General features: G+C 65.8%; 19 protein-coding genes. 10 read left to right on the top strand and 9 right to left on the bottom strand.

What is annotated here, in order from left to right:
- Positions 1-145 precede the first annotated feature (145 nt).
- Together ACV22V_RS27075 and ACV22V_RS27080 are read left to right on the top strand one after the other, a co-directional pair.
- On the top strand, positions 146-877 hold the full coding sequence (locus ACV22V_RS27075; protein WP_448016039.1) for a DUF3304 domain-containing protein: 732 nt from the start codon (positions 146-148) through the stop codon (positions 875-877).
- Complete coding sequence (locus ACV22V_RS27080; RefSeq protein ID WP_448016040.1) at positions 870-3,152, top strand: hypothetical protein; 2,283 nt, start codon at positions 870-872, stop codon at positions 3,150-3,152. The genes ACV22V_RS27075 and ACV22V_RS27080 overlap by 8 nt, the downstream gene beginning before the upstream one ends.
- A 172-nt stretch (positions 3,153-3,324) precedes the next feature.
- Here the strand turns inward: ACV22V_RS27080 and ACV22V_RS27085 are convergent, their stop codons facing one another.
- The 5 genes from ACV22V_RS27085 to ACV22V_RS27105 form a co-directional block, all read right to left on the bottom strand.
- A complete protein-coding gene (locus ACV22V_RS27085; RefSeq protein WP_448016041.1) occupies positions 3,325-3,900 on the bottom strand; it encodes a DUF3592 domain-containing protein in 576 nt (191 codons plus the stop codon).
- 36 nt (positions 3,901-3,936) lie between these two features.
- The gene (locus tag ACV22V_RS27090; RefSeq protein ID WP_223964473.1) at positions 3,937-4,887 is read right to left on the bottom strand and encodes an OmpA family protein; all 951 of its coding nucleotides are present in this window, start codon (positions 4,885-4,887) and stop codon (positions 3,937-3,939) included.
- A 4-nt stretch (positions 4,888-4,891) separates the two neighbouring features.
- Complete coding sequence (tagF, locus tag ACV22V_RS27095; RefSeq protein WP_059692342.1) at positions 4,892-5,881, bottom strand: type VI secretion system-associated protein TagF; 990 nt, start codon at positions 5,879-5,881, stop codon at positions 4,892-4,894.
- On the bottom strand, positions 5,878-9,855 hold the full coding sequence (gene tssM, locus ACV22V_RS27100; RefSeq protein ID WP_448016042.1) for a type VI secretion system membrane subunit TssM: 3,978 nt from the start codon (positions 9,853-9,855) through the stop codon (positions 5,878-5,880). Before tssM ends, tagF begins: the two co-directional genes overlap by 4 nt.
- A gap of 301 nt (positions 9,856-10,156) precedes the next feature.
- Entirely contained in the window at positions 10,157-11,002 is an 846-nt protein-coding gene (locus ACV22V_RS27105; RefSeq protein WP_059532780.1) for a M15 family metallopeptidase, read from the bottom strand.
- Between the two features lie 121 nt (positions 11,003-11,123).
- Here ACV22V_RS27105 and ACV22V_RS27110 point away from each other — a divergent pair, with 121 nt between their 5' ends.
- Positions 11,124-12,089, top strand: coding sequence for a phage tail protein (locus tag ACV22V_RS27110; protein ID WP_448016043.1), 966 nt, complete (start codon positions 11,124-11,126; stop codon positions 12,087-12,089).
- Positions 12,090-12,301: 212 nt separating this feature from the next.
- Positions 12,302-13,330: a transporter gene (locus tag ACV22V_RS27115; protein ID WP_448016044.1), complete on the top strand. Its 1,029-nt coding sequence runs from the start codon at positions 12,302-12,304 to the stop codon at positions 13,328-13,330.
- 109 nt (positions 13,331-13,439) lie between these two features.
- Here the strand turns inward: ACV22V_RS27115 and ACV22V_RS27120 are convergent, their stop codons facing one another.
- Positions 13,440-15,608 (bottom strand): M1 family metallopeptidase, encoded by a 2,169-nt coding sequence (locus ACV22V_RS27120; RefSeq protein ID WP_059532774.1) that lies wholly within the window; start codon positions 15,606-15,608, stop codon positions 13,440-13,442.
- A 644-nt stretch (positions 15,609-16,252) separates the two neighbouring features.
- Between ACV22V_RS27120 and ACV22V_RS27125 the strand changes: the two genes are divergently transcribed.
- The 3 genes from ACV22V_RS27125 (at position 16,253) to ACV22V_RS27135 (ending at position 18,984) form a co-directional block, all read left to right on the top strand.
- A complete protein-coding gene (locus ACV22V_RS27125) occupies positions 16,253-16,747 on the top strand; it encodes an LEA type 2 family protein (protein WP_059532770.1) in 495 nt (164 codons plus the stop codon).
- A 123-nt stretch (positions 16,748-16,870) separates the two neighbouring features.
- Positions 16,871-18,004, top strand: coding sequence for a methyltransferase (locus ACV22V_RS27130; RefSeq protein WP_448016045.1), 1,134 nt, complete (start codon positions 16,871-16,873; stop codon positions 18,002-18,004).
- Between the two features lie 89 nt (positions 18,005-18,093).
- Positions 18,094-18,984 (top strand): class I SAM-dependent methyltransferase, encoded by an 891-nt coding sequence (locus ACV22V_RS27135; RefSeq protein ID WP_448016046.1) that lies wholly within the window; start codon positions 18,094-18,096, stop codon positions 18,982-18,984.
- 55 nt (positions 18,985-19,039) lie between these two features.
- On the opposite strand, the gene ACV22V_RS27140 is transcribed toward ACV22V_RS27135, so the two are convergent.
- Positions 19,040-19,612, bottom strand: coding sequence for a DUF1415 domain-containing protein (locus ACV22V_RS27140; RefSeq protein WP_448016047.1), 573 nt, complete (start codon positions 19,610-19,612; stop codon positions 19,040-19,042).
- Between the two features lie 81 nt (positions 19,613-19,693).
- Positions 19,694-20,317 (bottom strand): TetR/AcrR family transcriptional regulator, encoded by a 624-nt coding sequence (locus ACV22V_RS27145; RefSeq protein WP_448016048.1) that lies wholly within the window; start codon positions 20,315-20,317, stop codon positions 19,694-19,696.
- A gap of 217 nt (positions 20,318-20,534) precedes the next feature.
- Between ACV22V_RS27145 and ACV22V_RS27150 the strand changes: the two genes are divergently transcribed.
- The 3 genes from ACV22V_RS27150 to ACV22V_RS27160 all read left to right on the top strand — a co-directional run bounded on the left by ACV22V_RS27150 (position 20,535) and on the right by ACV22V_RS27160 (position 24,089).
- Positions 20,535-21,818, top strand: a complete 1,284-nt coding sequence (locus tag ACV22V_RS27150; protein ID WP_059532761.1) for an MFS transporter — start codon at positions 20,535-20,537, stop codon at positions 21,816-21,818.
- Between the two features lie 158 nt (positions 21,819-21,976).
- The gene (locus ACV22V_RS27155) at positions 21,977-22,582 is read left to right on the top strand and encodes a nitroreductase family protein (RefSeq protein WP_059702615.1); all 606 of its coding nucleotides are present in this window, start codon (positions 21,977-21,979) and stop codon (positions 22,580-22,582) included.
- A 256-nt stretch (positions 22,583-22,838) separates the two neighbouring features.
- Positions 22,839-24,089, top strand: coding sequence for an Hsp70 family protein (locus ACV22V_RS27160; RefSeq protein WP_448016049.1), 1,251 nt, complete (start codon positions 22,839-22,841; stop codon positions 24,087-24,089).
- Between the two features lie 102 nt (positions 24,090-24,191).
- Here the strand turns inward: ACV22V_RS27160 and ACV22V_RS27165 are convergent, their stop codons facing one another.
- Positions 24,192-24,395 carry a cold-shock protein gene (locus ACV22V_RS27165; protein ID WP_006477070.1) on the bottom strand — a complete coding sequence of 68 codons (204 nt, stop codon included), beginning with the start codon at positions 24,393-24,395 and terminating at the stop codon, positions 24,192-24,194.
- Positions 24,396-24,500 lie beyond the last annotated feature (105 nt).

Below are 24,500 nucleotides of genomic sequence, written 5' to 3' on the forward strand. Positions count from 1 at the left end.
ATGGACGATATTCGGAAGGAAAACATCAGTGAATAGAGCAACGAGATTTTCGAGGTTGGCGAGTCGTGTCCTGGCGGGGTGCCTGCTCGTGACAGCCGTGACTGCGTGTGGGAAATCGGAGCCGACATACAGCGGGATTTCGGTTATGGCCCAGAACTATCTCCCCTATAACCTGGACAAGTTCACGATCACCGATGCTTACGGTAACAAGGCTAGCGGCGGCGGTGACAGCATGCCGGGCGGGGGGGGAGGCGTGACTTGCTGCTATCAACTCAAGGGGACCGATTTCACCGTCAAATGGGACTACTACGACGTTGACCAGTGGCATAAGGGAGACGAAGAGACGTTTCACGCAGAAGCAAAGGTCATGCTGCCGCCCTCAAAGATTCCGGAAAACGTAGGAACTCGAATTCTTGCAGTTCATTTTTATCCGGATCGTCACGTCGAGTTTCAGTTTCCTGGTGCGCCGACGGATGAATCGCGAATCCCGATGATTGATGTGTCTCGTTGGGTTGCGAGTCACTACCAGGAGCAATTGAACAAGCGATACGACGAGCGTGACGATCAGCAGCATCGTCGCATTGCGCGCATTGTCGCTGCCGCGTGGCTGAAATACCGGCTGACCGATGTCAACGATCTCGAGCAGTATGCGTATTTCGAACTGCTCGTGAATAGCCGATTCGACGCGCATCCTGAGGTGCAGCGGATACTGAAAACCGCCGGCAGTAAGCCCGGGGCGTTCTCGAAGTCGATGCAAGCGCTGCCACCGAGCGTTTTGTCCGAACTGCGGAGCGGAAGATTCAAGGCAGTGGCGGTGCCGGCCGTTCCCATGGGGTTGTTGCCGCCGCAGCGGGCAGAGGAGAAAAAACATGGCTGAGAAAATCAAGCTCGACCCTGACGATACGACTCCACTATCGGTATACATGCAAGTTGCCCGCCAGAATGAAACCATGTATCCGAAGAGCGATTGCATGCCGTGTGGAGCAACGATACGCATGGGATTCTTCTTTGATGGATTTGGCCGCAACCGTGACGCCGACGATTCGGCGAGCTCGCAGTACTCGAACATTTCGCGGCTTTGGGAAGCACATCGCGAAATGAAGGACGTGCGACGGCCCGTGAATCAGTTCTGGTATCGCTACTATTACTCGGGCCTGGGTACACCGTTGAACGACGACAGCGACAGCGACGCTTGGCAAAATACGAAGAAGGCGGCACTCACGTTGGGAGTGAAGAAAACCGCCGGTTCTGCGAAAAAGATTGGCGAGTCATATACGCGAGTGAAGGCACCGATCGATCAGGCTGATCTTGGCAAGCGCGCCAAGGCGGCGGGGATGGAGATTCTCAGCGGGGACTTTTCATTCCGGCCAATCGAGAAAGCATTCGCGGATCTGCGCAGGGACATCGAACGCATTCCCGCTCAGGCGCGGCGCATCACGAACGTGCTGAACGCGTCGCCGGAACGACTCTGGGAACGGACCAAGGCAACCGGCAGGCTGCTGTGGCGCAACGCGAAGAATGACGCCAAGGCCAACATCAGGGGAAATCCGATCAAGACGGCCATCGCGGTTGCACGCGGTCTTTTCGTCGGACTGGTGATGGAGAACGTGCCGATCGTACGTGACAACGCGGTCATGGCGAGAGTCTTCGGAACAGGTGTTGATACCCGCCTTATCGCCGCAAAAAAACAGTTCGAGGATGCATACAATGAAGTGAAAAAGAAGATGCCGAAGGTGCGCGTCATCGAGGTATCGGTATTCGGTGCGGATCGGGGCTGCGTGCTGGCGCGGGCGTTCGTCAACGATCTGGCAGAGAAGTACAAGCGCAGGGACGATACAGATCTGGCAATCGAGGGTGTCCCCATTCAAATCAAGTTTGTAGGTTTATTCGATGCAGTTTCGTCAATCATGTCGGAAGAGGCTGGCGAACTGATCGGATTGATGCCATATATGGGGCTGATCAAACCGAACTATAAAGACCGTCATCTCGGCATACCCGCAAGCGTGCAGCGCTGTGTTCATTTCGCGGCCGCACATGAAATGCGCTTTTATCAGCGCCTTGACAGTCTGGAAAAAACGCGCGGCGAGCAGTTTCTTTACCCCGGAACGAGTTGCGACGTCGTCGGCGGTGCGGTAAACGGTTCGCTCGGTCTGAATGCGGAGTTGATGAGGATACCGCTTCGCGACATGCTTCTGGAGGCACTGAAGGCCGGCGTGGCGATAGACATGATGGAGGATATGTACCTCTACAAGCGCAAGACTTTCGACAAGTTTTCCATTGCCCACCCCATCAACTGTGACGGCAAGCAATACCGCATCAAACAACTCGTCGACGCATACTACGCCCTCGTGCCCCGTAAAGCGGGCGTCGACTTGCTCGCGCACTCGAAGGTATTCATGCGCTGGATCGCAGCGCGTTACATGGATCCTGCCTTCCGCCGCACGATTTCCGATCCGGTAGCCGACTGGAAGCGAAACATGAGCGACGCCGACCTGCAGCGCAAGACGACGAAATCACAGCTCGACTGGGAGCTGCAGCGGCAAGGCATCAACATGAGCATGCTGGCCAGCCGCAGCCCGGCGGATCAGGAGAAGCTGCGGGGGATGAAGGCGGCGAGCGACGCGGCGCAAAAGCGCTACGAGAAGTTGATCGCTGAAGCGCCGAACGACTATTCGACGGTCTGGGAGCGTCTCGAGAAGGAGGCTGCCAAGAAGCTGCGGCGCGCATCATACCAAGACGGCCTGAAGCAATCGGCGGAGCGCATCCGAAACACGCCCGACATCTGGGATTCCGATAACAAGGCAAGCGCGGCCGCGATCGAGGCGGCAATGCTGCCCGAAGCTGAAATAGAGCTCGTGTCTGCCTGGAAGGAAGGCATCGAGGGTAAGAATCCGCTGCCACCGGACGTCATGGCTCTGTTCGACATGCTCGTCCATGATACGTTGCTGACGAGCTGGCAGGATCATGTGCTTGCTCCCGCGTTGTATTTCCGGACACGGGACAAGGATGAGTTCGGGGTGACCGATGAGGCCAAGGAGGCGAAGCAGCGCCAGAAGGATGATCGCGTTGCGGCACGTATCGACCAGGCCGCCAAACAAAGTCAAGAGTGGGCAAGGGGTTACAAGGGCGGTGCAACGCCACCTATCCGTTGACCGGCGTTACGGGATGACGGAGCGCTTTCCTCAAACGTATTCAGGGAAGAGCGCTCCGGCAGAAATCCGTCTTGTTCGAATGCAGAATCGCTGAAATACCCGGCTCGCCGCAGATTCAGCATAGACCCGAGCCTGCGAGGAACGCAGCGGAACCCGCCCGGGCCGTGGCGCCTCACGCCCCGCCGACACGTCTCCGCGTCCGCCGCACGTTGCGCCTCACGCGTGCCTTTTTGCGATCCTCGATCCACGGCAGCATCGAAATGCTCATCGCACACAGCATCAACCCGCCGACCAGCGCAAACAGACCGAATCCGATTTCACGTACCCATTCCCTGCCTACAACCGCTTCATTGCGCCGGGCAATACCTGGAAACATCGGCGAAACGCGCAGACCATCGTTCGCGGCGTCGCTGCAATACGTCTTCGTGAACGCGGCGAACTGTTCGCGACTGATGTTCGAAGCGGCTGATCGCGAATAAACGGGCGAGCCGGCAGGCTGCCACGTTGTCTCGTAGTGCTGCGTCTGCCCTGCACCATAGCGGAAGACGGCGCGCGCCTCCCATGTCGCGTCGGACTTGCCATATCGCAGAGACAACTCGCATTGCTCGACGAAGGCGGGGACGTGAGGCCACGCACCGGCGCGAACGAGGATGGCCGAATTGATCGCACTAGCCACACCCATCAGCACGAAGACCGCACCGACGACCAGGAGAATGGCGGATCGCAAGCAGCGCAAAGCGAATTTCATCGGATTTGCTGGGTTCTCTGTCCCGGAATGCGCCGCCTACTGCCCCACCCTGAACTCGATCCGCCGATTCCTCGCCCGCCCCTCCGCGGTATCGTTCGGCGCAATCGGCTGATCCGGCCCGACGCCCGTCGTCGTCATCTGCTGCGGCGGGATGCTCTTCGTGATCAGATAACCCTTTACCGCATCCGCGCGCGCCTGGCTCAGCGCGATGTTCGACGTCCGGTTCCCCGAGTTGTCGGTGTGGCCGATGATGTCGACGGTGCGGTTCTGCAGCTTCGACAGCGCGGCCGCCATCTGGTCGAGAATCTGCCTGCCTTGCGGCGTGAGCGTCGCGCTGCCCGTCTCGAACTCGATCGTGCGATTGGCCAGCGTCTGGTCGAGCAGCCCCTGCTCGGACGCCGACACGCGCAGCCCGTTCTTGATCGTGTACGTCGGATTCAGCGTGTTCGCCATGTCGCTCGCGAGCTGCTGGCGCTGCGCTTCGTTGTGCACCTCGCCCTTCATCTCGATCTGCGTGCCGTTGATCTTCAACTGGCCCTTGCTGATCTGCTTCAACTGCGCGCCGAGCAGCTTCTGCACGTTCGCGCTCCAGTTCGGCGGCGTCGCGACGTCGCCGACCTCGATCTGGTCGACCACGTTCGTCGCGCCGTAGGTGTCGCGCAGTTTCTGCAGCACGGCGGCCTTGGTCGCCTCGTCGGGCACCTTGCCGCCGACCACCACCTGACCGGGCGTCGCGTTCGCGGGCGGCGGCGAGATCGTGCCGGCCGTGCCGTGCACCACCGTGCCGGACGCCGTGGCCGGCGCGGCGCCGGGGTTGGCGTTCGCGGGCAGGGCCGCGGTCGCGACCGTGCCGTTGCCGACCGGCGTGACGGTCGCGCCGCCGGTGTTCTGCGCGTGGGCCGCGCCGCTGGCGACGAGGCCGGCGGCGGCGAGGGCGGCAACGAATGCCGAGCAGCGCGTGCGGCGGACGTGAATCGTGCGTTGCATCCCGTCAGCCTCCGATGAACGCTTCGCGGAACGCGTCGATGGCGACGCGCAGCGAGAGTTGCGGTTGGTCGAGGTAGCTGACGAGCTTGCTGATCTGCTGATCGTTTTGCGCATGGGCGTCGATCCATTCGGGATCGTCGATGTCGATGTTGTGGGCGGCGTAGGTCTGCGGGTCGACGACGCTCAGGAGCGTCTTCGACGACGCGCCGTTGAAGCCGATGATCAGCCGTTCGCGCTCGGCGATCGTGCCGATGAAGATCGCGAGCTCGAAGTCGGCCTGCGCGACGAACGGTGCGATCAGTTCGAGCCAGAACGCGGCGACGAGGCTGCGATAGAACGGGTCGACCGGCAGCGGCAGCGTCAGGCCGCGCTCGATGTGCGACGAGCCGCTCTGCATCACGGGCCGCAGCAGCGAGCCGAGCGCGAGCATGGCGCCGCGCAGCCGGACCGGATGGCCGCTTTCGAGCAGCATCTGCTGCAGGCCATACAGCGACTGGTGTTCGATGAAGTCGTTGAAGGTGCCGTCATGCGACGTGCCGGGGCCGCCGATGTCGATCGGCACCTGCGTGTCGCCGAGCGCCTGCAGCGCGCCGGGCGGCTCCTCCTTCGCGAGCAGCGGCGGCATCTGCGCGGCGACGCGCGACCACAGCCGGGCGAATGCGAGCGGGCTGCGCGCGAGGAACGCGAGCGGCCGGTCGACCTCGAGCGCGGTCGCGCCGAGAAACGGGAAGCGGCGCATCGACACGTCGTGGCTCGCGACCATGTGCCCCGCGATCGCGAGCTTGCTGCGCGAGCCGAGGAACGCGAAATGCATCGGCTTCGCATCCTCGTAGACGATCTTCCAGCGCGGATCTTCCGCGAGCAGTTCGAGCGCCTGCGCGATCCAGCGATCGAGCGTCTGCAGCAGCTGCGGATTGTGCGGGCTCTTCACGAAGTCGCCGCGCGACGGAATCTTGCCGAAGTAGGCGATCTGCGCCTGAACGGTTTGCGTCATTGCGCCCCCTGTGCATTCGTTGCGGCGGCGGCCGCGACGGCCGGTGCCGGTGCCGGTGCCGGTGCCGGTGCCGGTGCCGCGGCCGCGGCCGGCGTGCCCGTGCCCGCCTGCGTCGTGTTCTGCGCGGCGCCCGCGCTCGCGTCGGCGACCGACGACGGCAGCTGCAGGCCGCGCAGGCTCTGCTGCTGCGGCTGGTCGCCGCCGCCGCTCGTCGGCTGCGACGTGCTGATGATGCGCATCGTCACCGACACGTTCACGCTGCCCTGGACCCACGTGAGGTCGAAGGTGCCGTCCGGACGGCGCTTGCGCTGCGCCGAGTTGATCAGCTTCTCGAGACCGTAGCGGCCCGGTTCGTTGACGAGCTGCACGGTGCGGCCGTCGAAGGTCGTCGCGGACAGCGTCGCGCCCGGCGAGCCCTGCGGGTTCGGCCACACGAAGTTGGTCCACTGCGGCGGCGTGTTGCGATAGCGCAGTTGCTGGCCGTCGATCGCGATCGTGTATTCCGTCGTGCCCGTGCTCGGCTGCGGCAGGATCTGGAACACGGTCTGCGGTTCGGCCGCCGCGGCCGTGCCGCCTGCGGCGCCGCCGGCGAGCGGGGCGACCCAGCGCGCGAAGCCGTTCGTGAAGTCGGGCGTGAGGCCGATGCCCATGTCGCCCCACGTGCGGGCGGCGAGCGTGTCGCCGCGGCGCACCGCGAGCGGGCCCAGCGTCGTGCCGACGAACTTCGCGATCGCACCGTCCGGACCGAACACCTGCGCGATTTCACCGGCGCCGGCCTCGACCTTCGCGTTCGCCGCGAACGGGTACTTCGTCGCGAGCGAGCTCTGGAACGGCTGGTAGACCTGCGCGTTCCACACCTTGTTGACTTCGGCGCTCGCCGGCTGGATCACCACCGAGAACGCCTGCATCAGCGGGCGCACCAGCAGCGGACGCAGCGACTTGCGTTGCGAGTCGGTCAGGCCGGTCAGCATCTGCTCGTCGACGAACTTCAGCGAATCGGCCAGTTCCGAACCGTTGCCGTCGAGCGTCTGCTGCATCAGCTGGCGCGCGCCGGGGCCGGGGTCGCCCTGGTTCTTGATCACGTTGAAGCGCGTGCGGACCTTCGACAGCGAGTCCATGTAGCCCTTGAGCATCGACGTGCCGTCGTGCGTCGCGACGATCCGCGCGAGCCCGATGAATTCCTGGCCGATCGGACCCATCGGCACCTCGGCCGGGTTGCCGTTGATGTCGATGTTCGCGGCCGCCATCTGGCCGGCCTGCGAGCGCGTGAACAGTTGCTTGACCCAGTTCACGACGCCGGTCTGCGCCTTCTTGATCGCGACGTTCGCCAGCGACGGGTTGTCCCACGACGTCTGGTCGTACGCGGTCTCGAGGATCTTGCGGATCGGCGAATCCTGCGGGTCGCCGAGGCGGTTCATCCCGTCGACGGCCTGGCCGAAGCTGCTGAAGCCCTGCACCGCGATGCCCTGCATGAACTTCTGCCAGTGCTGCGCGTATTCGGTCTTGTACATCCCGACGAGCGTCTTCTGGATCTGCTCGGGGCTGCCTTCCAGCGTCAGGTCGTCCTGCGTCGACGTGTTCAGCACCCAGTCCTTCGCCTGCAGTTCCTTGGTCGCCGCGTCGCGGATCGCCGGCTGCACGTAGTCGAACCACGCCTCGCGCGTGAACGTGCCCGGAATCGCGTAGCTGCCGGCGACCAGCCCCTGGTTGCCGTCGCCGACGATGCGCGCGATGGTCATCGGCGCGAAGCGGGTCGACGCGCGCGCCTTGATTTCCTCATAGACGCGCTGGCGGGCCGGCATGCCGCGCACGACGCGGCGCAGGTTCTCGCGGGTCTGGTCGACGAGCGCGAGATTCGCGTCGATCATCGGCCAGTCGTCGTCGTTCACGCGCGGGAGGTAGAAGGAGATCATGCGCTCGGCGCTCTTGATCATCTCGTCGCGCGGCATGTTGCCGCGATTCGTCTCGAGCCAGCCGCGCCAGAAGCGGGCGAGCTGGTCGGTCAGGTGCGCCTGTTCGACGTGGCGCTTGTCGGACAGCATCAGGTAGGTCTTCAGCGCGTTGTACGCGTCCTGCACGTTGGTCGGCGACGCGTCGCTGTACAGCCCGCCCTGCGGTGCCGCCGCCTGTTGCGGCGCGGCGGCCGTCGCGGCGGATGCGCCCTGCGCGGCGCCGGCGAGCGGCGTGGCGCCCGGCGGGTTCGTCGACACGGGAATCGCGCCGCCCTGCACGGCGCCCGATTCGGGCGGGCGCGTCATCGGCACGAGCTGTTCGGGGTGCGCGTTCACGTCCTTCATGAACGACGCGAGGTTCTGCGAGACCGGCGCCAGCAGGATCTGGCGCACGCCGTTGTAGTACTCGGTCAGCAGGTGCTGTTCGAGACGGTCGCCCTGGTACAGGCCGAGCGACACCGACACCGGCTTGTCGCGGCGGAACTGCTCGAGCTGTTCGATCCGGTCTTCCAGGATGTCCATCGCCTGCAGACGCGACTGCAGGTCGTTGCGGCCCTGTTGCAGGCGCGTGACGTTGTCGAGGTCGGCCTGCACGTTCGCGACGAGCTGCTGGTTGCCGATCGTCGACCAGGTCCAGCCGCCGAGCGCGAGCGCGAGCGCCGCGACGAAGCCGAAGAAGGTTGCGTAACGCAGGCGGGTCTTGGTCGGGCTCGCGAACTGGCGCACGGTCTGGCGGTCCGCGAAGATCACCTTCGAGAACAGGTCGCGCAGGAAGAAGCCGTTCTTCGAAAACGCGCTGTGCGGCTTGGGCAGCGCGCTCGCGTCGAGGCCGAAGCGGTGCGCGATGCGCTGCGCGGCGGCGCTGTTGGTTTCGCCTTCCTGCAGCGCGCTGGTGAAGTAGAAGCCGCGGAAGATCGGCTTGTACTGGAACGGGTTGTTCTCGAACAGCGTCGCGAGGAACGCGCGCAGCGCCGGCTTGATCGTCGAGAATTCGAGCGGGAAGCTCAACTGGCCCGGCGACAGCTGGTTGCCGCGCGACAGCGACAGCTGCGCGACGCTGATTTCCTTCAGCCCTTCGTAGAGTTCCTCGAAGTGCGTGTCGAACTGCGCGACGACGTCGCGCTTGTCGTCAGGCTCGTAGGGCAGGGTGGCGCCCCACACGCGGTCGTATTCGTGCTTGTCGCTGCTGCTGAAGAATTCGGTGAAGCCGGTGATCAGGTCGGCCTTCGTGAACATCACGTAGACCGGCGCGAACACCTCGAGCTTTTCCGTCAGCTCCTGAACGCGCTGGCGGAGGTTTTTCGCGAGGTTGATCGCGAATTCGGGGCGGTTGCCCGTCAGTTCGGCGATGCTCGCGGTAACGATGATGCCGTTGATCGGCGCCTTCGGGCGATAGCGCTTCAGCAGGCCAAGGAAGCCGAGCCATTCGCTGCGGTCTTCCTCGTGCACCGAGTAGCGGCCGGCCGTGTCGAGCAGGATCCCTTCGGTCGTGAAGAACCAGTCGCAGTTACGCGTGCCGCCGATGCCGTGGATCACGGCGCTGTTCTTGTCCGCGAACGGAAACTGCAGGCCGGAGTTCAGCACCGCGCTGCTCTTGCCGGCGGCCGGGTTGCCGATGACGATGTACCACGGCAGCTCGTACAGCGCGGAGCCGCCCGACACCTGGCCGATCTTCGACGTCTTGATCGTCTTGACCGCGTCGGAGAGACGCGTGCGCAGCACGTCGAGGTCGGCCGTCTTCGTGTCGGGTGCGAGCGCGGCCGCGGCCGGCGCGGCGATCTTGCCGCTTTCCGCCTGCTCTTCCAGCACCTGGCCGAGCTGCTGGTTCGCGCGCTTCACGCGCCAGCGGCGCACCAGCGCGACGCCGAGCCACAGCACGAGGATCGCCGCGAAGGCGATCGCCGCCCACAGGAGCGGCAGCTGCAGCATGTCGGCGACGATGAAGAGAATCGCCGCTAGCGCGATGATCCCGACAATCGAGAGCGTACGCGGATGAGTCAGCACGTTGAGGATGCGTTGCATAGGACGTTCAGGTTCCGGTGCGATTCGGTGAGGCGACGCAGGCGCGCCGAGCGGCAAGCGTGGCGCCGCGGTGTGTCGCCATGCTGTCAAACGGGATGAAAGGGGCTGGCATCAATGCGCCCGCGGCATCGGAGAAGGCGCGCGCAATAATGAAAGGACGCTGTGAGAATTAAAACGGAAGCGGCGATCGGAAAAAATCGTGCAACGGAATGCCCGATCGATTGCGCCGCTCAAATCGTTTCCTGCCGGATGATTAAAAAGCCCCATGCCGCCCTCATTATTTCTTGTCCGGCAGCCCTGACTAGCTGCCGCGTCCCAGTTTAAAACCGGGTTTATGGTATTCCACGTGCCCGAGATCCATCATTTTCCATCGGCCCCCCCAGGTCAGGCCGACCTGCTCGGCAACCTGTCCGTACAACTGGTAGCCGCGCATCGCCCAGGGATCTTTCTCGGAAATGACCAGCTTGCCGTCGCGCAGAAACGCGTTGTCGGCCGCGAGCCCGAATTGGTGATAACTCTGGAAGGCCGCCGCATTGGTCACGTTGGTGCCCATCTGCGCGAGCCGATTCTGTCGTTCCGGGCTCCGATAACCTTCCAGCAGCGCCATCTCGTAACCATATTGTTCGTGCATGATCTTGTAGACCAGCAACAAACGCGTACGGAAATCGGGATCCAGCAGGTTCCAGTCGCGGCTTGCATCCTTCAGTGCCGGCCGCACCTGTTCGACTTCCTTCGTGGCAAAGACTTCCGGCGGCAACGGCGGGGGCGGCACGAGTTGTTCGCCCTGCAGCAGCGCGGCGATCTTTTCGTCGGGCACGCGCGCCGTGTCGTCGTACTGAAACAATTGCCGACCGCGTAACGCAATGGCCACCAATGGCGGCGTCGCAAGAATACCTGCCGACACCATAATCATCAAGCGCCGCCGAATCAGTAAATTTTGCACATCGCTTAATGCGCCGCGCGTAACGGTTGCCGATTTAACAATTTGACTTCGCGTGCGTGCGGCGCGAGCGTTCGCACGGCGTGTCAGACGGCCGTGAAACTGGGCGACGGATTCGAAAACCGCCGTGCGGATACCCGGTAAAAGCAACAGTGCCGCGACCGCGACGGCAAGGGCGAAATAGGCGACGAGTGCGACGGCAATCAACGAAATCCCCGGAAATTGGAATTGATTGTGTTTTGCAATGCTTGCTCTTAGAATCAGGCTGCTTTGAGAGGCCGGGCTATATTATCGCGGTGAATTAAACCAGGATTCAATGAGACGCTGAATGAGTGCGCCGGAAAATTCAAATTCGAAAACCCCGCCGAGCCTGCTGTCCGATACCAAACCGGCAGGCGAGGGCGGACCGCAGCAGTCGCGCATTCTCGCGAATCTGGAAGGACGTGTCACGCCGCCGGCCGAAGCGCCGCGCCGCTCGCTGAAAGGGCCGATCGCGGCCGTCGTCGCGCTCGTGGTCGCCGTCGGCGGCTGGGGGACATGGCGCTGGCAGCAGCAATCCGGCGAGCAGGCCGTCGTGGCCGCCGCGCCCGCACAGGCAGCGGCGAAGGCCGAGGCAGCCAGCGGCGCCGCCGTGCAGGTCGCGCAGAATGCCGCGTCGGCCGCTCCCGCCGCGCAACCGGCCACGATCGTCAATGACGATGCGGCGTCCCAGACCGTTGCGTCCGCATCGGGCGCATCGGGCGCGGACAACAGCCGCTTGTCGCGCGCGCTCGCGAACGGCGCCGACGACGCCTCGGGCGCGGCCACGGCAGGCGCCGTCGCCGCGACGGCCGCCGCCGCCGCTGCGACGACGAAATCGGCGAAGGCCGACGCCGCGCAGAGCGGCAAGGTCGCCGCACGCGGCAAGGCCGATGCGAAGGCAGACGCGAAGGCGGAGGCCCGCAAGCACCACAAGGAACAGCAGGCGGAACTCGCGCAGGCGAAGAAGCGTCATGACGCGACGACCCGTACCGCGAGCGCGAAGGCCGCCGGGAAGGACGACCCGGATGCGGACCTGCTCGCCGCGCTCGTCGCACGCACGAAGCCGGCCGACAAGAAGGTCGCCGCGCAGAAGGGGCAGGCCGTGCCGACCAAGACGGCCGCCACGACGGGCGGTTCGCTCGCGGCGCGCGTGAAGGAGTGCTCGGAGCGCGGCTTCTTCGAGGATCAGCTGTGCCGCTGGCGCGTCTGCGACGGCCACTGGGGCAAGGATCCGGCCTGCCCGACCGCCGCGCAGTCGGAGACGCGGCAGTAGCCACGCGTCACGCCGGCCTGCTCGTCGCACATGCGCCGCCCAATGGGCGGCGCGTTGTTTTTGGGGCCGCCGGACACCCGACACCGGACGACGTATGTGACGCCGTCACGAAAATGTCGCATGCGTCGGGCATACGTTTCCTTTCAATTTCCCGGCGTGGCGCCGCAATGCGCGATGCGCGGCGCGGGGCGCGCCGCACCACCTTCGACACGATGGACCTGATCGTACAGACTTACGGCGCCGATACGTCCGGCATGGTGTGCGGATTCCGCTTCGTCCCGGGCGGCTCGGGTGCGATGCTCGACGCCGACGCGGCCGCTGGATGGCTGCGCGCGTGCCGCGAGCGCGATGCGGCCGCCTCGGACGATTTCGTCTGGCTGCACTTCAATCTCGCGCACGGCGCAAGCGAGCGCTGGATGCGCACGCACCTCGGATTGCCCGACAGCTTCTTCGAATTCCTTCACGAAGGATCGCGCTCGACGCGCATCGAGCAGGAGGACGGCGCGCTGCGCGCGATCGTCAACGACGTGATGTTCAACCTCGAGCTGACGCCGTCGGAAATCGCGACGCTGTTCGTCCACGTCGAGCGGCGCATCATGGTCACCGCGCGGCTCAAGCCGCTGCGCTCGGTCGACACGCTGCGCGCCTGCGTGCGCGACGGCGAGCGGTTCCGCTCGCCGGCCGAACTGCTCGTGCACCTGCTGCGCGACCAGGCCGACCTGCTGATCCAGATCATGCGGCGCACGAGCATCGACGTCGACCGCATCGAGGATCGCTTCCTGTCGCAACGGCTCACGTCGAATCGCGTCGAACTCGGCGCGATGCGCCGGACGCTCACGCGGCTGCAGCGCATGCTCGCGCCCGAGCCGGGGTCGATCTTCCGGCTGCTCGCGAAGCCGCCCGCGTGGCTGCATGCCGAAGACGTGCAGGAGCTGCGCGAGTCGACCGAGGAGTTCTCGCTGGTGCTCGCCGATCTGTCGGGGCTCAACGAGCGGATCAAGCTGTTGCAGGAAGAGATCGGTTCGCGGCTCGACGAGCAGAACAACCGGACGCTGTTCACGCTGACGCTGGTGACCGTGATCGCGCTGCCGATCAACATCGTCGCGGGCTTCTTCGGGATGAACGTCGGCGGCGTGCCGTTCTCGGAGAACAAGCACGGGTTCTGGCTGATGGTGCTGCTGGTCGCGGGCTTTACCGCGCTCGCCGCGTGGTGGGCGTTTCGCCGGCGCGACGATCGCTAGCGGCGGTCACGAAAAAAACAGGCCCCGTATCCGGGGCCTGCCAAAGGACGTGAAAGATCGAACGCCGGCCGGCGCCGCGAACGGCGCGGCACCGGTCGGCCGGACGACGTTACTGAACCAGCGTCTTGCGCGGCTTGAACATGCCCTGGTAGCGCAGCGACGGACGTTCCTTCACCGTCGGCGCGATGCCGCCGAAGCTCGGCGTCTGGCGCAGCTTCATCGCGGCCGGCGAGGCGACCGAGCCGATCGACGTCGAACGCGAAGCCGGCGCGAGGTTGTTCGCGACCAGCAGCGCGGCCTCGCTCTTCAGGTTCGCGAGCAGCACCGGATCGGTCGAGCCGTTGACCTGCGTGAGCAGGCCGCTCCACGCGGCGTCGCTGTAGTTCACAACGTAGTAGTCGAGACCGCTCGGATCCGCGACCACGCCCGTGCAGCCGTCGATCCGCGTTTGCGTCTGCGTATCCTTCAGCGCGAGCGTCGTGTGTTTCGCGAGACCCTGGCCGTACGCGAGCGTGATCGGTACCGTCCACTGCAGGCCCGGATACGCGTTCTTGTTCGGGAACGGCTGCTGTTTCAGCGTGACGATCGTCTGGTTCTTCGTCATGTCGCACTGCGTATCGAGCGAGATCAGCGGCACGCCCGTCTGGCGCACGTAGCTGTCGCCGATCGGGCCGACCGGCTGGCCGCTCGCCTTCGACAGCGCATCCCACAGGCGCTTCGGCGTGCCGTTGCCGAACGAGTAGTCGACCAGGTACTGCTGCAGGCCCTTGCGCAAGGTTTGCTCGCCGAGATAGTTCTCGAGCGTCTTCAGCACGTGGCCGCCCTTGTCGTACGTGAACGCGCTCGCGCTCAGCACGAAGTCGTTCGACGCCCAGTCGTTGAAGTTCGGCGCGACCGGGAACGCGTTCGGGCCGATGTCGCGATTGATCACGCGATACTTGTTCTTCACCTGATCGAGCCAGCTGAACTCGTCGGGGAAGAACTGGATCGTCGTCTTCGTCTCGAAGAACGTCGCGAACGATTCATTGAGCCAGACGTTGTCCCACCAGTCGGTCGTGACGAGGTCGCCGAACCACTGGTGCGCGACTTCGTGCGTCAGCACCTCGTTACCGTAGCGCGACATCGGCTGGCCTGGCTGCGGCAGGATGTCGTCGGCGAACTCGAGGATCGACCCCCAGTTCTCCATCCCGCCGAAGTTCAGGTCCTTCTGCTCCTTGAACGCGTCGTTCGCGGCGACCGTGTCGAACTTCGTCAGCGGCAGCGGGATGCCCGTGTAGCGGTAGTAGAAGTCGAGCGCCTGCTTGGTGCGGTCCATCGCCGGCTTCGCCCAGTCGCTCATGCCCGGCGGCGTGAACACGCGCAGGTGCAGGCCGCCCTTGCCGCCCGGCAGCGGGCTCGAGAAATCGTCCTCGTAGGTGTCGAACATGCCGCCGCCGAAGAACAGCAGGTACGACGGCATCGGCGGCGTCTTCTCGAACTGCACGAGCTTGTAGCCGCCGCCGACGTTGGTCGACGGCTTCTCGGCCGCGTTCGACACGACGCGCCAGTTCTGCGGCACTTCGGCCGTCACTTCATAAGTCGGCCGGAATGCCGGCTCGTCCCAGCCCGGGAACCACTGGCGCGACAGGTTGGTTTCGCCCTGCGTGAGGATCGCGCCGCTCGTCGTGCCGTCGGTGCTCTTCAGATCGACACGGAACACGCCTTCCGCGGCCGAGCAGCCCGGATACGGATCGTCGCCGCAGCTGCCGCCCGTCTGCGTGGCCGGATCGTCGTACGACTTGAAGTTGATGATGCCCGACCACTCCATGTGCAGCGAATAGTTGCCCGGCGCGATGGTGCCGGCGACGGGGCGCAGCTGGTAGAAGTCGCCCTTGTCCTGCGGCGTCGCGATCAGCTGGATGTTGCCCGGCTGCAGCGTGATGCGGCCGTTCGTGAACTTGATGCGGTGACCGGCGATCACGATGTTGTTGACCGGCTTCAGCACCTTGATCTCGACATCGGCGCGCCCGTCGAACGCGTTCAGCGCTTCGTTCGGGCGGAACCACAGCCGGTAGTTGACGGGTACCACGGTGTCCGGCAGCTCGACAGGCGACACGCTCTTGTCGACGTTGGACGCGCTCGGCGGCGTGTTGGCCGCGGGCGACGAGCTCGAGTGCGGCGCGCCGGCGGAGCTGAGCGCGGAAGCCGAGCCGACGCCGCTGTCGTCGCCGCCGCACCCGGCGAGCGCGAGCGCGGCGACCAGCGGCAGGTAACGCATCTTGTGAATGTTGATCGACATGACTGAAACCTCGATTGTTGAAAGAATCGTTCAGTGCTGCGAAAACGCCGGCAAAAGAAATCCCTCGCCGTTAATCAACGGCGACGAGAAATTCCAATGACGGATTATTCGAAAAGACGGCGGCCGACTACGTGAAGGTAATCATGGTTTACTGCCCCCTCTGTGTTTCCGGATGTCGGTTAACTTGCCGGTTCAAAATGGCCGGGCGCGTGTTGTACTGAATTGATTTCGCGCGCACGACACGGGGCCGCCCGCCCTGCACGGGGCGTGCATTCCCTTTGAACCGACAGCCCACGGGGCTGGCCGTACCAGGCCGCAGGACGGAAGGACGGCGTGTCGCCGTTCCGTAAAATCGCCGTCATGCGGCTTGAAGGTTTGTCGGCCTGCTCGAAGGATGCGTAAATATACTTGATGGTTTTGGGTAAAGGAAACGAAAAAATTAGAAAGTGCTTCGATTGAATTTTTTGCGCGCCATTGAATGCTGGGAGGCATTAATTCGCTCTCCGTTCGACTGCTTGTTTCCGTAGTTTTAATCTATTAACGATCTCGGCGGCGCGCGGAAACTACGAATCAGGGCGCAGCGTGGCGCGCTCGGTACAATGCAGCGACGATCCGTCAATCGATTGCCGCAAGGAGGCCTGCCCATGCCACGAGCCCTGTTCCGTATCGCGCCGCTGCGCGCCATGCTGCTGCTGTTCGCCGCCGTCTTCGTGCTCGGCGGTTGCGCGGGCCTGACGCGCGAGCCGGTGAGCGTGACCGTCGCCGGGCTCGATCCGTTGGTCGGACAGGGCCTCGAGATGCGCTTCAGCCTGAAACTGCGCGTGCAGAACCCGAATGACACGCCGATCGAATACGACGGCATTTCGGTCGCGCTCGAACTGAACGGCACGCCGTTCGCGAGCGGCGTCAGCGATCGCTCGGGCGTCGTGCCGCGCTTCGGCGAGGCCGTGATCGACGTGCCCGTTTCGGTGTCGGCGTTCGCCGCCGCGCGCCAGGCGTGGAACCTGCCCGGCGCGGCGGCCAACGGCGAGTTGCCGTACGCGCTGCGCGGCCGGCTCGCGGGCGGCGTGCTCGGCACCGTGCGCTTCAGCGATGCGGGCACGTTGCGCATGCCTGCGATGCCGGGGTGGGGCGGGTAGGTTGCCCGCGCGACGCCTGGGCGGTCGCGCGCTTTGCCGCGCGGGCAAAGCGCGGTATGGTGTGGTCCGCGCGGCGCGCTCCTGTAGCGCCGCCTGTCTGAAGCCAACCGTAGCCGAGCTCGCGTGACCGATTTCCCCGTTTTCCACTGGACCGACGCCGACGGCGCCGAACATGCCGTGCGCTGGCGCTCCGAAGCCGGCGTGCAGCCGCCCAGGCGCGCCGTGCCCGCCGACGACCGCCTCACCGCCGACGCCGCGTACCGCCTCGCGTGCGAGGGCACGGCGCTCGTCTGGCAGGGCGACTTCCAGAACGCGCGCCAGCTCGTGCAGGCGATGGCGCGCCGCGTCGAACGCAAGCCGAAGAAGGCGAAGGCCGCGGTGGGCGTCGACGCGTTCAACCTGCACCGCCTCGCGCAATCGCAGCGCGCCCGCACGCTCGGGATGCTGCTGATCCCGCTCGACGCCGACTACACGATCCCGCTGCGCCGCGCGCCCGACGTGCGGGCCGCGTGCGAGGAAGCATACGGCCCGGGCGGCGCGCCGTCGGTCGTGTCGCTGCGCGAGTTGCTCGGCCTCGTCGGCGCGCACGAATGGCGCAAGAAGGGCGTGCCGATTCCGGCGCTCGGCGGCGCGCCGATCCATCCGCATTACGGTGTGTTTTCGCCGGTGCGCGGCGAATACGTCGAACTCGTCGCGCGCACGCCGCTGCCCGCGATGTCGCTCGCGTTCGACATCGGCACGGGCACCGGCGTGCTCGCGGCCGTGCTCGCGTCGCGCGGCGTCGAGCGCATCGTCGCGACGGATCAGGATCCGCGCGCGCTCGCGTGCGCCCGCGAGAACGTCGCGCGGCTCGGTCATGCCGAGCGCGTCGAGGTCGTCGAAGCCGACCTGTTTCCGGCCGGACGCGCGCCGCTCGTCGTCTGCAATCCGCCGTGGGTGCCGGCCCGTCCGAGCGCGCCGATCGAATATGCGGTCTACGATCCCGACAGCCGCATGCTGCGCGGTTTCCTCGCGGGGCTCGCCGACCATCTCGAACCGGGCGGCGAAGGCTGGCTGATCCTGTCCGATTTTGCCGAGCATCTCGGCCTGCGGCCGCGCGACACGCTGCTGCAATGGATCGACGAAGCCGGTCTCGTCGTGCTCGGCCGCGAAGACATCCGCCCCGCGCACCCGAAGTCCGCCGACGCGGACGACCCGTTGCACGCCGCACGCCGCGCCGAGGTTACGTCGCTCTGGCGGCTCGGCGCGCGGGCCTGATCGCGTATTTTCGGTAAACTGTCGCCATTCCTCACGAATTCCCGCCGCCGGGCCGTGGTCGACAGACCGTGGCCCGGCGCCGCTTCACGATGTCGAACAAGACCTACGAAATCCGTCCGGAGCAGTCCGTCGAGCTGCTGAAGGAACTGCACATCCTCACCCGCGACGGCAAGCTGAACCAGGACAGCCGCCGCAAGCTGAAGCAGGTCTATCACCTGTTCCAGTTCATCGAGCCGCTGCTCGCGAGCGTGCAGGCCGACAAGGGCGGCGTGACGCTCGTCGATCACGGCGCCGGCAAGTCGTATCTCGGCTTCATCCTGTACGACCTGTTCTTCAAGCAGCAGCCGGGGCACGGCACGCCGGCGTTCGCGTCGCACGTGTACGGGATCGAGACGCGCGAGGAGCTCGTCACGCGCTCCACCGAACTCGCCGCGCGACTCGGGTTCGGCGGCATGTCGTTCCTGAACCTGTCGGTCGCCGATTCGATCACGTCGCCGAAGCTGCCCGAAACGGTCGATGTCGTCACCGCGCTGCATGCATGCGACACGGCGACCGACGACGCGATCCGTTTCGCGCTCGCGAAACGCGCGCAGCACATCGTGCTGGTGCCGTGCTGCCAGGCGGAAGTCGCGGGCGTGCTGCGCAAGAACAAGGGCAAGTCGCTCGCGAACGCGCTGACGGAAGTGTGGCGGCATCCGCTGCATACGCGCGAATTCGGCAGCCAGATCACCAACGTGCTGCGCTGCCTGCAGCTCGAGGCGCACGGCTACCAGGTCAGCGTGACCGAGCTGGTCGGCTGGGAACATTCGATGAAGAACGAGCTGATCATCGCGCAGTACAAGAACCTGCCGCGCCGCAAGCCCGCCGAGCGGCTGAACGAGATCCTCGGCATGTTCGGGCTCGCCGAACTGAACGAGCGCTTCTTCGCGCCGGCGCCCGCGGCGGCGGCGGGCGAGGCCGCCGAGCCGGCTTCGGACTGACGCCGGCCGACGCGCGGTCCGTTTGCCACGCGGCAGCCGGCCGTCGCGCGACGCGTCAGACGTCGTCGCCCGGCCGGCGCATCCATTCGCGCCAGCCGTCGTGGCCGAGGCGGCGCAGCGTTTCCTGGTTTTTCTCGTAGATCGCGGACGCGTCCGGGAACGCGTCGACCGCGCGCGCGATGCTGTCCTCGCGCAGCAGGTGCAGCATCGGATACGGCGCGCGGTTCGTGTAGTTCTCGATGTCGTCGGCTTCGCTGCCTTCGAACCGGTACTCGGGATGGAAGCTCGCGATCTGCAGCACGCCGTCGAGCCGCAGTTGCCGCACGAGCCGGTCGGCGAAGAACAGCGCATCGTTGTAGTCGACGAAATCCGCGAACGCGCGCGGATAGATCACGAGCGTCGTGTCGACCTGCCGCGGATCCGCCGCTTCGAGCGCGCGCAACTCGGTTTCGAGGTCGGCGAGCGCGTCCTCGAGCGTCGTCGCTTCGCTGATCGCATAGCGCACCTGCTCCTTCACGTAGACGCTCTTCGCGAACGGACACAGATTGAGCCCGATCACCGCGCGCGCGAGCCAGTGCCGCGTGGCGGCGAGGATGTCGTCGTGCGAATCGGGGCGGGTATCGGTCATGGCGAGGGCAGTCGGGTCAGGCGGCAGCGAGGGCCGCATTGTAGCGGAGCGGGCACGCGCGGTTCGCGCGTGCACCGCCCGTCATGCGCAGGCGGCTTCGATCAGTTGCGTGACCAGCGCGGGCGCGGTGCCGATCGGCGTTTCGCCGTGCCGGTAGGTCTGGCTGGCCGCGTAGATGCCCTCGACCACGAGCGCGAGCGCGTCGGCGAGCGCTTTCGGCTGCCGGGCGCCTGCGCCTTCGCATAGCTCGACAAGCCGCTTCATCAACTGCTCCTTGTTCTGCGCGACGCGCTCGCGCGCCGGATGCGACGCATCGGGAAATTCGGCCGCGACGTTGACGAACGGGCAGCCGCGATAGTCCTTCTGCGTCGCGCGCTCCGCGAGATCGACGAAATACTGGATCAACTGCGCCTTCGGCTGGCCCGGATGCTTCGCGACGCTCGAATCGAGGCGTTCGAAGAAGCACGCATCCATCCGTTCGAGATACGCGAGGATCAGCTCGTCCTTCGACGAGAACTGGCGGTACAGGCTCATCTTGTTGACGCCCGCGCGTTCCACGACCGCCTCGACGCCGACCGCGCGTACCCCTTCCTTGTAAAACAGCTCCTCGGCGGCGCGCAGCAGGTGTTCCTGCGCGGCGGCCGCGGCGATCGGCTGGCGCGTGCGGCGTGCCGGCGGCTTGTTGGCGGCTTCGATGCCCGACATGATGACCCTCGACTGCGTGGTGAATTGCTTGACATGTTACCGACTGGTAACTACGATCGCAACACACTTGTGACCGAGCGGTAACAATGCCGACCGGATCAACAGACGAATGCCAGGTATCGGCCCGGGTCAGCCGATGCAGCGTGCGGCGGAGGTGGCCTGGTGGTGAGGCGGGGCAGGCGCGCGGGCGCCGGGCCGCCAACTGGAGAGCGATGACATGAACTGGGCAGTGACACGAATCGGCGGGCGTTTCCACTACGGATGGCTCGCTGCGGCGGTGGTTTTCCTGATCCTGCTGGCCGCGGCCGGCACGCGCGCGACACCGAGCGTGCTGATGGTGCCGCTCGAGCGCGAACTCGGCTGGAGCCGCGCGGCGATTTCGCTGGCGATTTCGGTGAACATCGCGCTGTACGGCCTGACGGGCCCGTTCGCGGCCGCGGCGATGCAGCGCTTCGGGCTGCGGCCGACGATCCTGACCGCGCTGGTGACCATGAGCGCGGGCGTCGCGCTGTCGTCGATGATGACGCAGAGCTGGCAGATGGTCGTGATCTGGGGGCTGATGGTCGGCTGCTCGACGGGTGTCGTCGCGCTGACGCTGTCGGCGACCTTCGTCACGCGCTGGTTCCATGCGCGGCGCGGCCTGGTGATGGGCATCCTGACGGCGAGCACGGCCACCGGCCAACTCGTGTTCCTGCCGATGCTCGCGGCGATCGCGCAGCGACACGGCTGGCGGCCGGTCGTGCTGGTCGTCGCGGTGGCGGCCGCGATCGTGATTCCGCTGGTCGCGTTCCTGCTGCCCGAGCGGCCGGCCGACGTGAAGCTGCGCCCGTACGGCGAGCCGGCCGACGCGCCGGCCGCGCCCGACGCGACGAAGGAGAACCCGCTCGCGGTCGCGTTCCGCACGCTGCTGACGGCGAGCCGCTCGCGCGACTTCTGGCTCCTGTTCTTCAGCTTCTTCATTTGCGGTGCGAGCACCAACGGCTATGTCGGCACGCACCTGATCGCGATGTGCAGCGATTACGGGATGACCGAAGTGCAGGGCGCATCGCTGCTCGCCGCGATGGGCGTGTTCGACCTGTTCGGCACGACGCTGTCGGGCTGGCTGTCCGACCGCTACGACAACCGCGTGCTGCTGTTCTGGTATTACGGGTTGCGCGGGTTGTCGCTGATCTACCTGCCGCATGCGTTCGGCATCGATTTCTTCGGGCTGCCGCTGTTCGCGATGTTCTACGGGCTCGACTGGATCGCGACCGTGCCGCCGACGGTACGGCTCGCCACCGACGTATTCGGCAAGGCCGCGGCGCCGGTCGTGTTCGGCTGGATCGTCGCGGGCCACCAGCTCGGCGCGGCATTCGCGGCGCTCGGCGCGGGGCTGCTGCGTGCCAGCCTCGGCACCTATACGATCGCGTCGATGATTTCGGGCGGGCTCTGCATCGTCGGCGCGCTGATCGTGCTGCGGATCAACCGCGGCCCGTCCCGCGCGGCCGCGCAGGCCGCCTGAGCGCGGCGTTCCGGCCGGCCCCTGCGCGGGCGCGGCCGGTCAATGCGGAATCGGTGATTTGCATTGCGCGGGATGACCGGGCGCGTGACGCCTCAAGCGGTTATGCTTGCGGTTCGCCGGGCGTTCGCGCCCCTTCATCGATGTCAGCGAGGAACCGCATGTCCGTCAAACCTGCACCCACCACTGTTTCGATTCACGACCTGATCGCGGGCCGCTGGAGCCCGCGCGCGTATTCGGACGAGCCGATCAGCGGCGCCGATCTGCATGCGGTGCTCGAAGCCGCGCGCTGGGCGCCGTCCGCGTACAACGCGCAACCGTGGCGCTTCATCGTGTTCGACCGCACGCAGGACGAAGCGGCGTTCAAGCGCGCATTCGCGACGCTGGTACCGTTCAACCAGGGCTGGAACGCGCCGGCGCCGGTGCTGATCGCCGTGACCGCGCACACGCTCACGGCGAAGGGCGAGCCGGCGCCGACCGCGCTGTACGACGCGGGCGCCGCCGCGATGTCGCTGGTGCTGCAGGCGCATGCGCTGGGTCTCGCCGCACACCAGATGAGCGGCTTCGACGCGAAGGCGTTCCGCGACGCATTCGAGATTCCGGCCGACGTCGCGATTCCGGCGATCATCTCGCTCGGCCACTACGGCAACGTCGACAAGCTCGATCCGGTGCTGCGCGATCGCGAAAAGGCGCCGCGCACGCGTCACGCGATCGGCGAAGTCGTCTATGCGGGCGCATGGAAGAAGGGTTTCGACGCCGCAGCCTGATCCGCAAGCCGGCAGGCGTTCGTCGAGCACCCGGTCCGCGTCAGTTGCCGGCGCGCCGCAAGCGGGCGGCGCAGAGGCGTGGCGCAGGATCGATCCCCTGTCCGCACCCGTCGCCGGCGCGACGCGGGTGCGCCCGATCGCGGCCCCGGGCCGGTTGCACCGGCATCGGTGGGCGATCCGGTTGTGATCCGGCGGGCTTCATGTTAAAAAGCCCGTCCTTTCCGTTTTCGCGCCGGCCATGCTGCGGCACCTTCCCATGACTTACTGCGCGATCGATTTCGGCACGTCCAATTCCGCCGTGGCACTGCCCGACGGCGACGGCATGCGCCTCGCGCCCGTCGAGGGCGACCACCTGACGCTGCCCACCGCGATCTTCTTCAACAACGACGAGCAGACGGTCGAATATGGCCGTGCGGCGCTCGCATCCTATATTGACGGTTTCGACGGCCGCCTGATGCGCTCGATGAAGAGCATCCTCGGCTCGCCGCTCGCGGAAACCACGACCGATCTCGGCGACGGCAGCGCGATGGCGTACACGGAGATCATCGCGCGCTTCCTGACGCACCTGAAGCACAAGGCCGAAGCGCGCGCCGGCGCGCCGATCGGGCGCGCGGTGCTCGGCCGGCCGGTGTTTTTCGTCGACGACGATCCGCGCGCCGACCGCCTCGCGCAGGACCAGCTCGAAGCGGCTGCGCAGTCGATCGGTTTCACGGACGTGCATTTCCAGTACGAACCGATCGCGGCCGCTTTCGACTACGAGTCGCGCCAGCAGGCCGAGCGGCTCGTGCTGGTTGCCGACATCGGCGGCGGCACGTCGGACTTCTCGCTGGTGCGCGTCGGGCCGGAGCGCATGGCGCGCCTCGAGCGCAAGGACGACGTGCTCGCGCACCACGGCGTGCACGTCGCGGGTACCGATTACGACCGTCGCGTCGAGCTGGCGGCGATCCTGCCGGCGTTCGGCTACCGCTCGCTCGATCCCGAGGGGCGCGAGCTGCCGAACCGGATTTATTTCGACCTGGCGACCTGGCATCTGATCAACACGGTCTATACGCCGAAGCGGCTGGGCGAGCTGAAGCTGATGAAGCATCTGTACCAGGACGTACGGCAGTACGACCGGCTCACGCGCGTGGTCGAGCAGCGGCTCGGGCATGCGCTGATGGCGCGCGCGGAAGAAGCGAAGATCGGCGTGGCGGCGGGCGGGGAGACGATGATCGACCTGAACGACGTGGAAGAGGATCTGCAGATCGCATTCGACGCCGAACGCCTCGTCGATGCGAGCGTCGACGACACCGCGCGCATCGTCGATGCCGCGCGCGAAACGGTGCGGCTTGCGGGCGTTGCGCCGCGCGACGTCGGCGCGCTGTATTTCACCGGCGGCTCGACCGGGCTCGCGTTCCTGTCGGGTGCACTTGCCGGCGCGTTCCCGGACGCGCAGCCGGTGTTCGGCGATCGCCTCGCGAGCGTCGCGACCGGGCTCGGCATTCACGCGCAGCGGCTGTTCGGCTGACCGAACGCCATTCGGATCGGCGGCGGCCGCAAGGCTGCCCGCGCCGGAAAACAAAAAGCCCCGCCGAAGCGGGGCTTTTTTACACGAAATATCGCGCCGAACTTAGACCGGACGGATGTTCGCAGCTTGCAGACCCTTCGGGCCCGTCTTCACTTCGAATTCAACCTTCTGGTTTTCTTGCAGCGTCTTGAAGCCTTCGACGCGGATTTCCGAGAAGTGCGCGAACAGATCGTCGCCGCCGCCTTCCGGGGTGATGAAGCCGAAGCCCTTTGCGTCATTGAACCACTTGACGGTACCGGTTGCCATGTTACTTGTTCCTAAAAAGATAAAACGGGGCCGAGGCCCATGGGTGCGGAAAATCAAGGAAGGGGGTAATGGGACCAACCGGAGTACCGTTGATGGGCGAACTAC

Source organism: Burkholderia sp. AW33-5 (genome assembly GCF_053427615.1).

Excerpts from the sequence above, each read along its gene's own strand:
- ACV22V_RS27080 (WP_448016040.1), top strand. The coding sequence starts at position 870 with ATGGCTGAGAAAATCAAGCTCGACCCTGACGATACGACTCCACTATCG.
- tssM (WP_448016042.1), bottom strand. The coding sequence starts at position 9,855 with ATGCAACGCATCCTCAACGTGCTGACTCATCCGCGTACGCTCTCGATT.
- ACV22V_RS27135 (WP_448016046.1), top strand. The coding sequence starts at position 18,094 with ATGTCGAACAAGACCTACGAAATCCGTCCGGAGCAGTCCGTCGAGCTG.
- ACV22V_RS27140 (WP_448016047.1), bottom strand. The coding sequence starts at position 19,612 with ATGACCGATACCCGCCCCGATTCGCACGACGACATCCTCGCCGCCACG.
- ACV22V_RS27165 (WP_006477070.1), bottom strand. The coding sequence starts at position 24,395 with ATGGCAACCGGTACCGTCAAGTGGTTCAATGACGCAAAGGGCTTCGGC.
- ACV22V_RS27075 (WP_448016039.1), top strand. The coding sequence starts at position 146 with ATGGCCCAGAACTATCTCCCCTATAACCTGGACAAGTTCACGATCACC.
- ACV22V_RS27160 (WP_448016049.1), top strand. The coding sequence starts at position 22,839 with ATGACTTACTGCGCGATCGATTTCGGCACGTCCAATTCCGCCGTGGCA.
- ACV22V_RS27125 (WP_059532770.1), top strand. The coding sequence starts at position 16,253 with ATGCCACGAGCCCTGTTCCGTATCGCGCCGCTGCGCGCCATGCTGCTG.
- ACV22V_RS27085 (WP_448016041.1), bottom strand. The coding sequence starts at position 3,900 with ATGAAATTCGCTTTGCGCTGCTTGCGATCCGCCATTCTCCTGGTCGTC.
- ACV22V_RS27155 (WP_059702615.1), top strand. The coding sequence starts at position 21,977 with ATGTCCGTCAAACCTGCACCCACCACTGTTTCGATTCACGACCTGATC.
- ACV22V_RS27110 (WP_448016043.1), top strand. The coding sequence starts at position 11,124 with ATGAGTGCGCCGGAAAATTCAAATTCGAAAACCCCGCCGAGCCTGCTG.
- ACV22V_RS27115 (WP_448016044.1), top strand. The coding sequence starts at position 12,302 with ATGGACCTGATCGTACAGACTTACGGCGCCGATACGTCCGGCATGGTG.
- ACV22V_RS27120 (WP_059532774.1), bottom strand. The coding sequence starts at position 15,608 with ATGTCGATCAACATTCACAAGATGCGTTACCTGCCGCTGGTCGCCGCG.
- ACV22V_RS27145 (WP_448016048.1), bottom strand. The coding sequence starts at position 20,317 with ATGTCGGGCATCGAAGCCGCCAACAAGCCGCCGGCACGCCGCACGCGC.
- ACV22V_RS27090 (WP_223964473.1), bottom strand. The coding sequence starts at position 4,887 with ATGCAACGCACGATTCACGTCCGCCGCACGCGCTGCTCGGCATTCGTT.
- tagF (WP_059692342.1), bottom strand. The coding sequence starts at position 5,881 with ATGACGCAAACCGTTCAGGCGCAGATCGCCTACTTCGGCAAGATTCCG.
- ACV22V_RS27150 (WP_059532761.1), top strand. The coding sequence starts at position 20,535 with ATGAACTGGGCAGTGACACGAATCGGCGGGCGTTTCCACTACGGATGG.